The following is a 15,789-nucleotide window of genomic DNA, read 5'->3' as shown; positions in this document are numbered from 1 at the left end:
CAAGAGGAGGCGTGCTTTGAGCGCAGCCAAGATCAAAGTGTTGTGTGTCGATGATTCGGCGCTAATTCGCGATTTGTTAACGGAAATTATTAATTCCCAGCCCGATATGGAAGTCGTTGCGGTAGCGCCTGACCCCATTGCCGCCAGGGATTTGATCAAGCAGCACAATCCTGATGTGCTCACCCTTGATGTGGAAATGCCACGTATGGATGGCTTGGATTTTCTTGAGCGTTTGATGCGCCTGCGTCCTATGCCGGTATTGATGGTGTCGTCGCTCACCCAAAGCGGTTCGGAGATTACCCTGCGTGCGCTAGAGCTTGGCGCGCTGGATTTTGTCGCCAAGCCGAGTCTGGGCATCCGCAATGGGATGATGGAGTATGCTGACGAGATTGCCGAAAAACTGCGCGCCGCTGCGCGCTCGCGGCCCCGTCAGGCGCGGCATAAAAACACTCCGCCACCGGAAGCCCTGAAAGCCCCTTTAGTGTCGAGTGAAAAGCTGATCATTATTGGCGCGTCTACGGGGGGCACCGAAGCGATTCGTGCGGTACTTGAGCCGCTGCCCGCCAACGCCCCGGCGATTTTGATTACCCAGCATATGCCTGGCGGTTTTACCCGTTCGTTTGCGGAACGCTTAGACCGGCTGTGCCGGATTACGGTGAAAGAGGCCGCCGACGGCGAGCGGATTCTACCTGGGCACGCTTATATCGCCCCAGGGGATCAACACCTTAAGTTAGCGCGTAGCGGTGCCAACTACGTAGCGCGGTTAGATAGCGGCCCACCGGTTAATCGCCACCGCCCCTCGGTAGACGTGCTGTTCCATTCAGCGGCTCAGCATGCGGGCAAGAACTCCATCGGTGTTATTTTGACCGGCATGGGTAAGGACGGTGCGGCAGGGCTGCTAGAGATGCGCCAGGCGGGTGCGCCCACCATTGCCCAGAATGAGCAGACCTGTGTGGTCTTCGGTATGCCCCGTGAAGCTATTGCTGTCGGGGGGGCTGTGGAAGTGGTGGCGTTAGATGACATTCCCTCGCGAATGATGGCGCTGATCGCCGCCTCCGGCCGCGCCCAGCGTGTGTAGTGCAATTCATAAAAAGTTAGTAATCATAAAAACTAAATAAGCTCGCAAGGGAAATCACAATGAACCGTTTACTGCGCAACTTGAGTATTCACGCCGCCGTGGTCACATCGCTTTGCTGCTTTGTCGTGCTGATTTTAATGATTTCGGGCTTGAGTGTGGTGGCCGATCGCAATTCACAAAATAACTTAGCCACGCTAAGCGGTATCAGCGATGCGCAGTTAAATGAGGTTAACCGTGCCGATTCGTTGCTTAACCAAGCCATGTTGGCTATGGAAACTGCCTCCAACTACCTGATGGTAGGACAGACCCAGCAATCCAATGAGCAGGTTGCCGTTGCCGCTGATCGCATTGAGCGTTCTGAAAAGCGTTTCGAGCGCTTTGCGGCAAACTCATTTTCACCGCAAGGCGAGGCATTGGCGAACACCCTAATTGAAGATTTTAATACCGTAATGGGGCTAGTTAAACAACAGCACGACACCTTTGAATATATGGATTTAACCAGCTACAACAACCTGCGCGATGAGCTGGTAGAGCCGATAAATAGCTTATCTGAAAGTATGACGGCGTTTGTCGCCTACGGCTTCCAGCGGGTAGATACCATTCGCGCTGACGCGGATGCCCAAGGCAATCTGTTTGCCATGATCAATGCTGGAGCGGTGATTTTTGCCTTACTGATGACTTTGGTAATCTACCTAGGTTTACGCCGTACAGTGATTGCGCCGCTAAGAGGCGCAATCCAACGGCTGGATGCGATTGCTGAGGCGGACTTGACTAACCCGCTGCCGGAAGCAGGTAAAAATGAAATTGGCCGTTTGTTTGGTGCTATGGGCACCATGCAGCAAAACCTCACCAATATCGTTGGCCGGGTGCGTGAAGGCAGTAACGAAATTCACCACGGCACCCGTGAGATTGCCAGCGGCAACGCTGATCTCTCCTCACGTACAGAGCAGCAGGCGGCATCGATTCAACAAACCGCGGCCAGCATGGAAGAGATGACCGCGACGGTAAAACAGAACGCCGACAATGCTCGTCAAGCCAGCACCCTGGCAGCAGACGCTTCCACCACGGCTGAGCGCGGTGGACAAGTGGTGGAGCAAGTGGTGCAAACTATGCACGGTATCTCCACCAGCTCGAAAAAAGTCGCCGATATCACCAGCGTTATTGACTCAATTGCTTTTCAAACCAATATTCTGGCTCTCAACGCCTCGGTAGAGGCCGCCCGCGCCGGCGAGCAAGGTCGCGGATTTGCGGTGGTGGCGGGGGAAGTGCGTAATTTGGCCAGCCGCAGTGCGGATGCGGCCAAAGAGATTAAAACCCTGATTGATGCCTCGGTAACACAAATTCAGCAAGGCTCCACTCTGGTCGAGCAGGCCGGTACCACGATGTCGGATGTGGTTACTGCAGTACGCCGTGTTACCGACATCATGGATGAAATCTCCGCTGCCTCCCAAGAGCAGAGTGACGGTATTGAGCAAGTCAGCCAAGCCGTGGGCCAGATGGATCAAGTCACCCAACAAAATGCCGCGCTGGTACAGCAAGCCTCTGCGGCGGCGGCCTCCCTTGAGGAACAGGCCAACCGGTTGGAGCAAGCCGTAGCCGTGTTTAAGCTGTTAGGTATGCAGGGGGCGTCCCATCAGGCGCTGCCTTCCTCATCGCCAGCAACGGACGTTATGCCTGCGCCTAGGGCCGACCAGCAAGCTCGTTGCCCAGCTCCAGCCTCGCAGCGCAGCGACCACGAAGAGTGGGAGGAATTCTGAAGAACCGTTTTGAAAGAGCCGTTTCAAAGTAGCCGTTTTAAACCCCTGACTGTACTTTTCAGTCGCCCTTGTGCCATATACTGATTGATTAGAGGATGACCCATGGCAGATAAGAATATGAGTTTCCTGGTTGTAGACGACTTTCCCACCATGCGTCGGATCGTACGTAGTCTGCTTAAGGAGTTGGGCTTCACCAACGTGGATGAAGCCGAAGATGGACAAGATGCGCTCAATAAGCTGCGTGCCGGCAAGTTTGAGTTCGTCGTTTCCGATTGGAACATGCCGAACCTTGATGGCCTGGAGATGCTCAAGGAGATCCGTCAGGATGACGCCTTGAAAGACCTTCCTGTGTTGATGGTGACCGCAGAAGCGAAGAAAGAGAACATTATAGCGGCTGCTCAGGCGGGCGCTAACGGCTATGTCGTCAAGCCGTTCACTGCCGCTACCCTCGAAGAGAAGCTCAATAAGATCTTCGACAAACTGGGTATGTGAGCAACTGGGCCTATGTGCTTGGTTAACGAGGAGACAACGTTATGAGCCAGAATGAGCAGTCCGATTCTGCCCAATCGTCCGAACAAGCCGCCGAAGACTTAATTCATCGCATCGGTAAGTTGACGCGTATGCTGCGCGAAAACATGCGTGAACTGGGGCTTGATAAAGAGATTGAGAAGGCGGCCGAAGCCATCCCCGATGCACGCGACCGCTTGCACTATGTCGCCACCATGACGGAGCAGGCAGCAGATCGAGCGCTCAATGCCGTTGACCGTGCGCAGCCGCTGCAGGATCAGTTGTCAGACCGGGCGGAAGCGCTGGATAAGCGCTGGGCCGAGTGGTTTGAAGCACCGAAAGAGCTGGATGAGGCGAAAGCGCTCGTTGTCGAGACACGCACTTATCTTAGCGAAGTACCCGATGTGGTTTCAGCGACTAACAAAGAACTGATGGAAATCATGATGGCTCAGGACTTTCAGGACCTGACCGGCCAAGTGATTAAGAAGATGATGGACGTGATCCATGAGATCGAACATCAGTTGGTGCAAGTGTTGATCGATAACGCGCCGGGCGCCCATGCACGAGAAACGCTGCAGCGCAAGGCCGAGGATCAGTGGAAAAGCGACAGTGCACGGCGTAACGAAGAGCTTTTGAATGGGCCGCAAGTGAAGGATAATGTCCCTGATACCGTCTCTGGGCAAGATCAAGTAGACGACTTATTGGACGAATTAGGCTTCTAAGATGCGTTATTAAACGCCCTCTGGGCACGCAAGTACGCCATTCAGCCGTCCCTATGGACGGCTGAATACGTGATAAGCTTTGCTTCACCTGGCCGGATACCCGTATGGCAGATAACGATAGCGACCAGGAAAAGACCGAAGAGGCCACGCCCAGGCGGAAAGAGAAAGCCCGTGAAGAGGGCCAAGTTGCCCGTTCCCGCGAGTTAAATACGTTTTTACTTTTGCTGGGTGGTGTGATTGGCCTCTATAGCATGGGCAACATGCTCTACGACCAGTTGGGTGCGGTGATGGAACAAGCTTTCTTGTTTGAGCGCCGCCAGGCAATGGAAAGTACGCCGATGCTGGTCAATGCGCTGGATCTTGGTCAGCGCACGCTATTTGCCATGATGCCGCTGTTTTTACTGTTAGCCATCATTGCGTTAGTAGCCCCTGGGCTGATGGGGGGCTGGCTGATATCGGGTAAATCGATGCAGCCCAAGTTTTCCAAGTTAGACCCTATTAAGGGCGTAAAGCGTATCTTCTCCACCCAGGCACTGATCGAATTGGCAAAAGCGATTGCCAAATCGTTTCTGGTGGGGGGCGTGGCTGCGACGTTTTTGTATTTCAACATCGGCAAATTTATGGCGCTAATGGATCAGCCTATCCAGCAAGCGCTGACCAATGCCCTAAGCATGGCGGCTCAGGCAGCTGGGCTAATGGTGTTGGTGTTGATCGTGGTCATTTTGATCGATGTCCCTTTCCAGCTCTGGGACAATGCTAAGAAGCTGCGCATGAGTCAGGAAGAGATTAAGCGTGAGCACAAAGAGTCCGAAGGCGACCCGCATGTGAAGGCGCGCATTCGCCAGCAGCAGCAGGCCATGGCGCGGGGCAGGATGATGAGCAAAGTGCCCGAGGCGGACGTCATCATTACCAACCCCACGCACTATGCGATAGCACTGACTTATCAGGAAGGCAGTATGGGCGCCCCGCGGCTGGTGGCAAAAGGCGCCGACGCAGTGGCTGCACGCATTCGCGAAATCGCTGAAGAGGCAGGCGTGCCACGCTTGCAGGCAGCACCATTGGCGCGGGCCCTGTATCATCACGTCGATCTAGATGCAGAAGTACCTGCCGAACTGTATACCGCGGTGGCGGAAGTAATGGCCTGGGCCTACCGCCTCAAGCAAGTATCACAACAAGGAGGCGAGGTGCCCCCAACCCCCGATAACCTGCCGGTTCCGCCGGAGATGGAAAGCCCCGGGCATGGCGCCGGTGGTAATGAGGCGCAACCATGAAAGGCTTGAGTCAACTAGTAGGTCGGCGCGACTGGATGGGTGATGTGCGCATGAAGCTGCTGGTCGGGCCGCTGCTCATCCTAATGATTTTGGGCATGATGATTGTGCCCTTGCCTCCCTTCGCCCTGGATTTACTCTTCACCTTCAATATCGCTCTGGCCATTATGGTGTTATTGGTCAGCATGTTTACCCAGAAGCCGCTGGACTTTGCGGCATTCCCTGCCGTGTTGCTATTTACTACGCTGCTGCGCCTGTCGCTCAATGTGGCCTCTACCCGTGTGGTGCTCATGGAGGGCCACCAAGGCGGCGCCTCTGCGGGTAAGGTCATTGAAGCGTTCGGGGCGTTCCTGGTCGGCGGCAATTTCGCTGTCGGCCTAGTGGTCTTCCTGATTCTTGTCATCATCAACTTTATGGTTATCACCAAAGGTGCTGGCCGTATTGCCGAAGTGGGTGCGCGCTTTACGTTGGATGCGATGCCGGGTAAGCAGATGGCCATCGATGCCGATCTGAATGCCGGCTTAATCGGCGAAGACGATGCCAAAAAGCGCCGCGCAGAGGTCTCACAAGAGGCTGATTTCTTTGGTTCGATGGACGGCGCGAGTAAATTTGTCCGTGGTGATGCCATTGCCGGTTTGGTGATTATGGTGGTCAATATCATCGGCGGGTTGATGATTGGTATGCTGCAGCACGATATGAGCTTTGGTGCGGCAGGCCAAACCTATATGCTGCTGGCGATTGGTGATGGCCTGGTGGCGCAAATCCCTGCTTTGGTGATCTCCACCGCCGCGGGTGTCACGGTATCCCGGGTCAGCATGGATACGAACGAAGATATTGGCCAGCAAATGCTCAGCCAACTATTCGTTAATCCCCAGGTGCTGATATTAGCCGCCATAGTGATGGGGCTACTGGGCATGGTGCCCGGCATGCCCAATGTCGTATTTCTGCTCTTTACCGCACTATTGGCGGGTTTGGCGTGGTTTATTATGCGCCAAAAAGAACAGGCGTTGGTCAAGGAGGAAATTGCGACTGCGCCTGTACCTGTACAAGAGACACCCGAAGCGAGCTGGGAAGATGTGCAACTGGTCGATACCCTCGGCCTGGAAGTGGGCCATCGCTTAATCCCGCTGGTGGACTCGCGTCAAAAAGGCGAGCTGCTTGGGCGCATTAAGAGCGTGCGTAAGAAGTTTGCCCAAGAAGTGGGTTTCCTGCCGCCAGTGGTGCATATCCGCGATAATTTGGAGCTGCCGCCGAACGCCTATGTGCTCTCCATGAAAGGCGCCGAGATTGGTCGCGCTGAGGCACAGCCGGGCAAATGGCTAGCGATTAACCCTGGGCAGGTATCGGGCGAGCTGCAGGGCACCCATACTCAGGATCCCGCCTTTGGCTTGCCCGCTGTCTGGATTGATAGCAACCAGCGTGAGCATGCCCAGGTGTATGGCTACACCGTTGTGGATGCCAGTACCGTCATAGCGACCCACTTGAACCACTTGTTGCACCGCCATTCACCCGAGATGCTGGGCCGTCAGGAAGTACAGAAGTTGCTGGATAAAATGGGCGATGATCAAAAAGCGTTGGTCGAAGAGGTGATCCCCAAAGCTATTTCCTTGACGGTACTGCAGCGTATCTTGCAAAACCTGCTCGACGAAGATGTCTCTATCCGCGACATGCGCACTATTCTCGATACCCTGGCCGAGTACGCCACACAGCAAAAAGATCCTAATGAGCTGACGGCGCTGGTGCGAGTCTCGCTGGGGCGCGCCATTGTCCAGCAGTGGTTTGCGGGGCAGGAGACACTCAATGTCATGGGGCTGGATGCTCAACTGGAACAAGTGCTGGTACAGGCCATGAATGGCAACGGCGCCATGGAGCCCGGGTTGGCAGAAACGCTGATGACCCAGGCCCAGCAGGCGCTGGAGCGTCACGAAAGTTCCGGCGAGCCGCCGGTGCTGGTCGTGCAACATTCGCTAAGGGCGGTGCTATCGCGCTTCTTACGCCGCCGGTTACGCCATATGTCGGTACTGTCCCAGGCTGAAATTCCCGACGATCGCACATTAAGAGTGACCACAGTGGTCGGCGGACGTTAAAGATGGCACGCCGTGATAGGCTAGCGTCGTCCATTTTCAGAACAGGCAAGGGTAAATCATGAGCGTTAGACGTTTCGTGGGAGCCAATAGTCGTGATGTGATGCGCCAAGTGCGTGAAACGCTCGGTGAAGACGCCTTGATTGTCGCAAATCGGCGTACCGAAGGGGGCGTTGAAATTTTAGCGATGGCGGATGAAGCCATTGACCACTTTGAACCCTCACCAGAACCTGCACCACCCGAAACGCCGACAGCACCTTCAGCGCAAGACCCCATGCAGGCGATGAGCGAGCGCTTACTGCGCGAAATGCAGGATATGCGAGCGCTGCTGGCAAACAGCCAGTCAACCCATACTGCTTCACCATCGCCAGCAGCGCCCACCGGAACGGCTGCACGGCTGCGTCAACTGCTGTGGAATGTGGGTTTTAGCAGCGAAATTGCCGATGAACTGCTGGCTGGGTTGCCTGCATCGCTAACCAGGTTAGACGGCGATAGCGAAGCCCCACTGCAGTGGCTGCGACAGCAGTTAATGGATCGCCTTTACGTACTCAACGATGAAGCAAGCTTTTTCGACCAAACCGGCATTGTTGCCCTGGTGGGGCCAACGGGGGTAGGTAAAACCACCACCACCGCCAAGCTGGCCGCTCGTTTTGTGATGCGCCACGGCACGCGCCCGGTAGCGCTGGTTACCACCGACAGCTTCCGGATCGGTGCCCATGAGCAGTTGCGCATTTATGCGCGCCTGCTGGATACCCCGATGTACGCCTTGGATGCCGAACAGCCCATCGACGATTTGCTGGGCCGCCTGCAGGGCAAGCAGTGGGTAATTATCGACACCGTAGGCATGAGTCAGCGTGACCAGCGGGTGATAGAGCAGATTGCCCACCTGCAAGGCGGACGCTCGCGGGTACGTTTGGTGCTGCTACTCAATGCTGCCAGCCAACCGGAAACCCTCGAAGAAGTGGTGCTGCGCTACCGTCAGGCCGCGCGGGCGGCGGGCGCAGAGTTAGATGACTGTATTATCACCAAACAGGATGAGGCGGGACGTCTGGCTCCAGTGTTAGATATTATTATGCGTCACGGGATGCGCGTACTGTTTGGCTCTAATGGCCAGCAGGTGCCCGAAGATATGGCCCTTGCCGCCCCCGATGCGCTAGTGGATCAAGCGCTGAGTACCGCGACACCTCAGCGTGAACGGGTGCAAAGTGCCGATGCGCCGATGGGAATGCCGCGCTGGTCGCGGGATGTCCTGGGCCAAGGGCGTCGTTTGTCGTCGCTACTGGCGAGGTTGCGCCAACGCGTCACGGGGTTTGCGGAATTAGAAGAGATCTGGAACCTAGCTTCGCTGCCTAGTCGTTTGCAGGAAACACATTTGGATGCATTACTTGCCGGTTATCCAGCGGCAAAGACCACCTTAGGGATGGCGTGGTTTCCGCGGCGCAATGAGCGCGGCTGCGACTGGGCAATGCCGGACATTGGCCTGGACACGGATGGTGCCTGGCTGGCGCTACCCTGGCTGCAGCATCGCCACGCCGCAGGGTGGCAGCCACGCTTAGCCGCTCTGTCGGCATCGAGCGGCGTTGCGGTGCACTTACTACCGCGCTTCCCTGAACCGGATGCACTAGCGTGGCTGGAAGCCGAGCACTTGACCTGGGTCAGCCAAGTGGCCCCCAGTCATCGGTTACGCTTTCACCACGAACGTCAATCTATCCGCCAGCTATTTAGTGACAGTGTGCTAACGCACCATGTGGGCGTGCGTTTTCGTGGCCAATCGGTGCAACTGTGGACTGCCTACGCCGAAGTCGAGGACGCCAGCGGCACGGCGCTACTCGCCTGGTTCGGTGAAGTTCGCGATCCGGAAAGCGCCAAAGTAGTGGCGCGCCGCTACTGGCTTACCCCCGCTCGGCTAGGAGCAGAGGTGCTCTCACTGCTGTTAACCCAGCTGCAAAGCGAAGGCTTGGCCGCCTTGACGCGTCGCGCGTGGCAGCAGTTAAAAGAGGCCGATAGCGGGGATCTAAATGCTGAAGTTCGCCTATTGATGGCCAGCGGTGTGGCATCGGTCGCCGGGCATCTCGATGTTGCTGATGATGAGGAGGCGCAGACGCTGCGTGGCGATCTGCTCAACCTATTAGGCAACAGCCGTCGCCGCCGCGATACCGGCATGCTTGATGCACTGGTCTACGCCTTTATGGCACGAGATGCGATTCGTCAAATGGGCAGTGTTAGTCGAGAGGGCGTGGCGTGAGCGAACAGGATCAAGCATCGGGTCTACGCAAGTGGGCAAACCTGCAGCGCCAACAGCAGCAAGCTGAGGGTACAGTTGATGTTGCGGCGGCAGAACACGTGCCGGAATCTGAACAGCCTAGCTCTCTGTTAAAGCCGACAGCTGCAGCGGTGGAAGAGCCAGCAACGGTGGTAGCGCACCGGCCCAAAATTCCGCTTATTGTGGTCGGACTACCGGGTAGTGGTGCAGCCCAGGTGAACAAGGTTAAAGCACGATTAGGGCAGTGGTCGACGTTAGGTCGAAGCTGGGCCGGTGATCCTGAGGATTGGGATATTCATATCGTCATGGCCGAAACGGCCGACCTAGCCCAACTTTGCGATCAATACAGCCGTTGGGCACTGTGGATCAGTAGCGATGCCGATACCTTTGCTTCCATGTTCCGTACCTTGCGTCAACTACATGAGCGTGGCGGGCCGCGCCGTTTGCTGGCGCTCCACGAGCCGCACTTGCCGCGTCAAGGGTTGCTCAATAACTTGCGTGAGGCAGCTGATTACTACTTAAATATGGAGCTGTTGGTACTTGCACGATGAGCGCACTCTGCCGAGGAGACCAAGCATGCTAAGCTGGCTATTAAGAGGGAGACTGCTACTGAGCCCAGTACTGCTGACAGGGTGTCTACTAGCAGGGGTAACGGGAAACGCCCAGGCGACACCCGGTAGCTGGAGCAGCCAGATACCAGGTCTGATGGTAGCGATGAGTGATCGGTCAAGCGCTAGCCAAAACGCTACCCCACCTGCTGCTGCTAACAATGTGGAGTCAGCACAGCTCGGGCGTATTCATTGGCAGTTTCAATATCCCCCTGGTGCGTTATTAAACGCTTGGCTGTGCCATCCTGAGCAGTGCGTTGCGTTAGCTGGCATGCGGGGGACTACCACTGCCCTGGCGGGGTTTGCCGCGGATGCGCCGTTGCATTTTCGCTTCGCTTTACGTCCGGGGCAGCGGCCTGTTCGTGTCCAGGGGCTGCAAATGATTGTGAACTATCAGTGAAGGCTGGATAGACGCGAGGCGAGAGGATGTACACAGCACAAGGCAGGATCAAACAGAGTGAGCTGTTGACGCAATACATGCCACTGGTACGACGTCAGGCCTTGACGCTTCAGGTCCGTTTGCCAGCCAGTATTGAGCTCGACGACCTTATTCAAGCCGGGATGGTAGGGCTGCTGGAAGCGCTGGGGCGCTTCGATGCCACCCAGGGGGCAACGTTCGCGACGTTTGCCAGTCAGCGTATTCGCGGTGCAATGATGGATGAATTACGTACCCGCGACTGGTTGCCCCGCAGCGTGCGCCGCTCAGCGCGAGCGGTTGACAGTGCCGTTCGTCAATTAGAGCAACAGCTCGGACGGGCACCAGAAGAGAACGAAATCGCCCAACACCTTGAAATGCCGTTGAGTGAGTATCAGCAGCTCCTCAACGACACCAACAGTGGTCAACTGTTGCCGTTTGAAGAGCTGGTGGCCGACGGTGGCGAGCCTAGCAATAATGAATTGGCTAATTCACCGTTCGAGCAGTTGCTAGACGGCCAGCAACGACAAACGTTGATTGAGGCAATTGAAGCGCTGCCAGAGCGTGAAAAGCTGCTAATGGCGCTGTACTACCAAGAAGAACTCAACCTTAAGGAAGTAGGGGCTGTGTTGGGCGTCACGGAGTCACGCGTTTCACAACTGCACAGCCAAGCCGTCAGCCGCTTACGCGCGCGTTTACACGACTCGGCATAACACCTCTTTTTACTCACTTGTGACCGGCAAGGAGCCGTGGATGAACCCTTCGACGCTGATAGGCATATTTGCCAGCATACTACTGTTGGTGAGCGTGCTGTTTTTCACCGCAGAGTCCCCTGAAAGTTTTATCAATTTGCCGGGTTTGGCCATTGTGGTGACCGGTACCCTAGCGGCAACCTTTATCAGCTATCCGCTGAAAGAGGTGCTCCGCGTCGTACGGTTGGTGGGCTTGGTATTCCGGCGCGAAAATACCTATATGCGTGACGATATCCGCGAATTGGTGGATATGTCGCGACTCTGGTTTAAGGGCGATGTACGTGCGGTCGAGCGCGAGTTGGAGCATACCCGAAACCCGTTTTTGCGTACCGGGATCCAACTGGTCATTGCCAACACCAAAGAGGATGAAATTTTTGACATGCTGCGTTGGCGCATTGCCCGTCTTAAAGCGCGTGAGCATGCCGAGGCACAAATATTCCGTACCATGGCCACCTACGCACCCGCATTTGGCATGATCGGCACCCTGGTGGGGCTGGTCAATATGCTGGAAGTCATGGACGCAGGCGACCTGCAGGTGATCGGCCCGCGCATGGCGGTGGCCCTGCTCACCACCTTCTACGGCATTTTACTCGCCAACTTGGTGTTTAAGCCGATTGCGGTGAAACTCGAGCGCCGCACCGAAGAGCGGCTGATTACCATGAACATGGTGCTGGAAGGTATTTCGCTGATTACCAAGCGCCGCCTGCCGTCGTTTATTGAAGAGACCCTCAACTCGTTTGTAGCTAACTATCACGATGAGATCCGTGATAACAGCGTCAAACCAAGGCCTGATTCGTCGGTTAGTGCGGCGGCGAAGGGGTAGGCCAGATGCTTGACCGTGATACGCGCCACGCACTGGAAATGACGCCGTCGCCAGGCGATGGTGACGAGGGTTGGCTAACCAGCTATTTGGATGTGCTGACGCTGCTAATCACGCTCTTTGTGCTGCTGCTTTCACTGACACCGCCGGGAGGCGGTGAGGCGGCTGATACTGCTTTCATGCGCTCGGCTAGCGCTGTATCATCATTGCCGCTGGCGTCTCTAGCCACTGGTATTCAGCCCCGCCATTCAGGGGTTCAGCCGCAGTTTGATGGGCTCGACATCCCCGGTGTCAGTGTTTCGCAAGGGAGTGAAGGGGTCACGTTACGTATTGATACCAGCCTTTTATTTCCCAGCGGTCAAGCTGTACTGACTTCCCGTGGGCAAGAGGTGGTAGAAAGCCTTATCGATGTGCTGACCCGTTTTGACGGTCAGATTTCGGTAGAAGGCCACACCGACAGCGTGCCTATTTCAACGGCCCGCTTCCCCTCTAATTGGGAGCTTTCATCAGCGCGGGCTATCGCTGTGGTGAGGCATTTAGAGCGCCAAGGATTCAATATCTCTCGTATGCGGGCCGTCGGTTATGCCGACACCCAACCCATGGAACCGAACGCAACGGCGGAGGGCCGAGCTGCCAACCGTCGCGTAGAGTTGTTGCTAAGGCAGCAGGTCGAGGGTGAATAGATTGCGAGGCCACGTTTGTGTCCATGTACCACCCGCGATTGCAGTCGTTTGGAGCCCTGCTGGTAGTCGATGCCGATTGTCGCTGCATCCAAACTACTAGTACTAACTTAACCCGCTTAATTGGTTTTGAGCGCCCTGAACATGGGCAGCTTACGCTAGCCTGCGTGTTGGGGAAACGGCTAAGTCAGCGGGTGCGTCGTGAATTGCAGGGGCAGCAGCGGCTCCCTGGCCCTTTAGTGTTTATGCGTTCCAAGCACCGACACGCACGTTTTCAAATCCACGCTTATCGAGCGGGTGAGCAGGTCATTGTCGAGATTGAGCCACTCAACCCCCGTAGTAAGCGTCGTCTGCTGGGTACGGTGACTGAGCGGCTGAGGCATTTGGTTGAAGCGACGCATCAGCAAGAACTCCTCGACTGCCTGGTTAACGCTGTTCAACAGCTCACCGGTCATGATCGTGTCACCGTGTGCCATTTCGATAGCGATTGGCATGGTTTGATGGTCGCAGAAGCATTGGGAAAACGGCTGCCCTCGCTGTTGGGTCAACGCTTTCCTGCCAGCGACTTCCCTGTCGCCTTGCGCAAAAGTTACCAACACTCCCCTGTACGGTTAATTGAAGACGTTAATGCTCCTACTGAAACGCTGATCCCCGCCGTCCCGGGAGCGAGCCTTAACGGTAGTTTTTTACGCGCACCTGCGCCAGAACGGCAGCGCTATTTAAACCGTCTGGGCGTGCGGGGCTCATTCAGTTTAGCCATTCAGGGGGATACCGGCTTATGGGGGCTAGTGTTTTGCCACTCACCTGTGCCGCATTCGGTTGAGCCCCCCGTGCGTGATGCTGTTCGCACCCTCGTACAAATGGCCACCCAACGCATGCTGCTGCTACGGGCGCGTCAAGAAGCCCGCTACCTACAACGGGTTCAGGATAGTCTGGTGCTCAGTGCGCGAGCGCGCAGCGAGCCGCAAAGTCCCCAACAATTACTTCATGAGCAGGCGGCTATCTGGATGAAGCTGTTTCGCGCCCATGGCGTGGTGCTGTGGGTGAATGGTGGCGCTTATCAAGCGGGTGTGACGCCGACTCCAGAAGCGATAAGCCAGTTTGTGCTGCGCCTGGAAAGAACTCATGTACATAGCGGCCCTTGGTGCACGCGCGAAATCGGCAAAGAGACGTTAACCGCTTCGCTAGCCATGCCCGAGCAGTGTGGGGCTCTAGCAGTGCCGCTGCCAATGAGTTCGACCCAGCGCGCCTGGCTGATTTTTTTTCGCCCCGAGCAGGTGGAAACGCTGTATTGGGCGATGCAGCCTACAACCAACCCTAAACCGGCCGTGATATTGGCTCCATCGGTTGCTTGGTCTGAAGAGGTAGTCGGCAGAAGTGAAGCGTGGCTGCGGGTAGAGCGCTTAGCGGCGGTAGACTTGGGGGAAGACCTGACGCTGGCGATTTCTGCCTATGAAATTAGCTCACTGAATATGCACCTGGAGCACGAACGCAAAGCCCTTGCCGAAGCCAACCAACGTCTTGAGCAATTAGCCCATTTCGATCCTCTAACCAAGGTGTGGAACCGTTACCGCATCGAAGAAGCGATCAATGCAGAGCTGGTGGCTGCCAGGCGCTATGCGGCCGCTTTTGCCTTGCTACTGTTCGATGTGGATAACTTTAAGCAGATCAACGATGCTCACGGCCATAGCGTGGGTGACGATGTGCTGGTGGCCCTGGCGCGCTTAGTGGAAAGCTCGCTGCGTGGCTGCGACCACCTGGGCCGTTGGGGAGGCGAAGAGTTTATTGTGCTGGCGACTCATTCCGATGTTGATGCCGCCACTGGCCTGGCTGAGCGGCTGCGCTCGCTGGTAGAAGAGCTGCGTATAGAGGGCGTTGAGCAAACGGTTACAGTGAGTATCGGTGTCGCCGTTTGGCAGCCGGGTGACAGCTGTAAAACCCTTATCTCCCGGGCTGATGACGCCATGTACCGCGCTAAGCATGGCGGACGCAACCGCGTTGAAATGGCGCTTGAGCCTGTGGTGCTGATTTAAGCAAACCTTTAGGTGCCACTACCTTCACACTGGGTGAGCATCCGGTTGATCGCCGCATCGGCGCCTTTTAGGCTAAAGGTCATATACCACGGCTCGCGCTCGTCCTGGTCGAAGCCGAGAAATAGCTGCTCCCCCTGGCGCATGTCGGCCATCAGTGATGCCAAGTCACTTAAATAAAAGTGAGCATAAAACCCGTCATCGCCGCGCTCAGTGATAAATTCCGCCATGGTGTCGATAACGGGCCGCTCATCGATGCGCAGCCGAGTGGGCACCAGGTTTACTGTACGGCTCTCTCCCTGCTGCTGCTCAAGGGTGACGCGCATCTCCAGCCAGGGTAAATCGCAAACGCCCGAGGTGGCATTCAAGCTCAGCGTCGCATCCGAGTAGCTGTGGGTTTCTACCGCCCGATAGTGGCGTTCGCCCCCCAGTGAGAGCGTCATTGACTGCCAATGGTCGTGGGTGGCCACATCGTCAGTATTGAAGGTGGTCGCGTTAGCGACGGGCGTAGCGACCATCCACATGGTCGCTATCGCCACAACGGTAAACGTGAGCGTGCAAAGATACTGGGATGGAGAGCGCAGGAAGTGAGTTGCGGACATGATCAAAGCCATTTAACCCAAAACCCCAGTCTATATCGTGTTTGGGATTGGCAAAATAGTAACGCGCTGATTTTCCTATATATGGTAGAAAAAATTAAAAAAAGTGCCTCATATGGTGGGAGGTCACGTCTATACTTCACTTCGATGCTACGTATAATCGCCCTATTTGAGCGCTATAATTCACCCTCGCTGTGAAGGAGTTT

The 15,789-nt window shown here is 56.1% G+C and carries 14 protein-coding genes; 13 read left to right on the top strand and 1 reads right to left on the bottom strand.

The features are described from left to right. The first annotated feature begins 16 nt into the window (after nt 1-16). The 13 genes from HALA3H3_RS07350 to HALA3H3_RS07290 all read left to right on the top strand — a co-directional run bounded on the left by HALA3H3_RS07350 (nt 17) and on the right by HALA3H3_RS07290 (nt 14,987). Nucleotides 17-1,078 (top strand): protein-glutamate methylesterase/protein-glutamine glutaminase, encoded by a 1,062-nt coding sequence (locus tag HALA3H3_RS07350; RefSeq protein WP_009288439.1) that lies wholly within the window; start codon nt 17-19, stop codon nt 1,076-1,078. Nucleotides 1,079-1,137: 59 nt separating this feature from the next. Further along, on the top strand, nt 1,138-2,835 hold the full coding sequence (locus HALA3H3_RS07345) for a methyl-accepting chemotaxis protein (protein WP_022520924.1): 1,698 nt from the start codon (nt 1,138-1,140) through the stop codon (nt 2,833-2,835). A 102-nt stretch (nt 2,836-2,937) separates the two neighbouring features. Then, on the top strand, nt 2,938-3,327 hold the full coding sequence (cheY, locus tag HALA3H3_RS07340; protein WP_022520923.1) for a chemotaxis response regulator CheY: 390 nt from the start codon (nt 2,938-2,940) through the stop codon (nt 3,325-3,327). Between the two features lie 41 nt (nt 3,328-3,368). Continuing rightward, nucleotides 3,369-4,064 carry a protein phosphatase CheZ gene (gene cheZ / locus HALA3H3_RS07335; RefSeq protein WP_009288441.1) on the top strand — a complete coding sequence of 232 codons (696 nt, stop codon included), beginning with the start codon at nt 3,369-3,371 and terminating at the stop codon, nt 4,062-4,064. Nucleotides 4,065-4,168: 104 nt separating this feature from the next. Then, a complete protein-coding gene (gene flhB, locus HALA3H3_RS07330) occupies nt 4,169-5,335 on the top strand; it encodes a flagellar biosynthesis protein FlhB (RefSeq protein WP_022520922.1) in 1,167 nt (388 codons plus the stop codon). Further along, nucleotides 5,332-7,419 carry a flagellar biosynthesis protein FlhA gene (gene flhA, locus HALA3H3_RS07325; RefSeq protein WP_022520921.1) on the top strand — a complete coding sequence of 696 codons (2,088 nt, stop codon included), beginning with the start codon at nt 5,332-5,334 and terminating at the stop codon, nt 7,417-7,419. The genes flhB and flhA overlap by 4 nt, the downstream gene beginning before the upstream one ends. Before the next feature lie 58 nt (nt 7,420-7,477). After that, nucleotides 7,478-9,661, top strand: coding sequence for a flagellar biosynthesis protein FlhF (gene flhF / locus HALA3H3_RS07320; protein WP_022520920.1), 2,184 nt, complete (start codon nt 7,478-7,480; stop codon nt 9,659-9,661). Then, a complete protein-coding gene (locus HALA3H3_RS07315; protein ID WP_022520919.1) occupies nt 9,658-10,230 on the top strand; it encodes a C15 family peptidase in 573 nt (190 codons plus the stop codon). The genes flhF and HALA3H3_RS07315 overlap by 4 nt, the downstream gene beginning before the upstream one ends. Before the next feature lie 25 nt (nt 10,231-10,255). Then, the gene (locus HALA3H3_RS07310) at nt 10,256-10,687 is read left to right on the top strand and encodes a flagellar protein FlhE (RefSeq protein WP_022520918.1); all 432 of its coding nucleotides are present in this window, start codon (nt 10,256-10,258) and stop codon (nt 10,685-10,687) included. Nucleotides 10,688-10,713: 26 nt separating this feature from the next. Next, entirely contained in the window at nt 10,714-11,415 is a 702-nt protein-coding gene (locus HALA3H3_RS07305; RefSeq protein ID WP_009288446.1) for an RNA polymerase sigma factor FliA, read from the top strand. A gap of 40 nt (nt 11,416-11,455) precedes the next feature. Continuing rightward, nucleotides 11,456-12,277, top strand: a complete 822-nt coding sequence (locus HALA3H3_RS07300; RefSeq protein ID WP_022520917.1) for a motility protein A — start codon at nt 11,456-11,458, stop codon at nt 12,275-12,277. A gap of 5 nt (nt 12,278-12,282) precedes the next feature. Continuing rightward, entirely contained in the window at nt 12,283-12,957 is a 675-nt protein-coding gene (locus HALA3H3_RS07295) for an OmpA/MotB family protein (protein ID WP_022520916.1), read from the top strand. A gap of 23 nt (nt 12,958-12,980) precedes the next feature. Beyond that, nucleotides 12,981-14,987, top strand: coding sequence for a sensor domain-containing diguanylate cyclase (locus HALA3H3_RS07290; protein ID WP_082116828.1), 2,007 nt, complete (start codon nt 12,981-12,983; stop codon nt 14,985-14,987). 8 nt (nt 14,988-14,995) lie between these two features. On the opposite strand, the gene HALA3H3_RS07285 is transcribed toward HALA3H3_RS07290, so the two are convergent. Next, nucleotides 14,996-15,598 (bottom strand): hypothetical protein, encoded by a 603-nt coding sequence (locus tag HALA3H3_RS07285; RefSeq protein ID WP_009288449.1) that lies wholly within the window; start codon nt 15,596-15,598, stop codon nt 14,996-14,998. Nucleotides 15,599-15,789: the final 191 nt, after the last annotated feature.

Source organism: Halomonas sp. A3H3, assembly GCF_000982975.1.
Lineage (GTDB): Bacteria > Pseudomonadota > Gammaproteobacteria > Pseudomonadales > Halomonadaceae > Vreelandella > Vreelandella titanicae.
The sequence above is the reverse complement of the archived record's forward strand: the minus strand, read 5'-3'. Positions and strand labels throughout refer to the sequence as shown.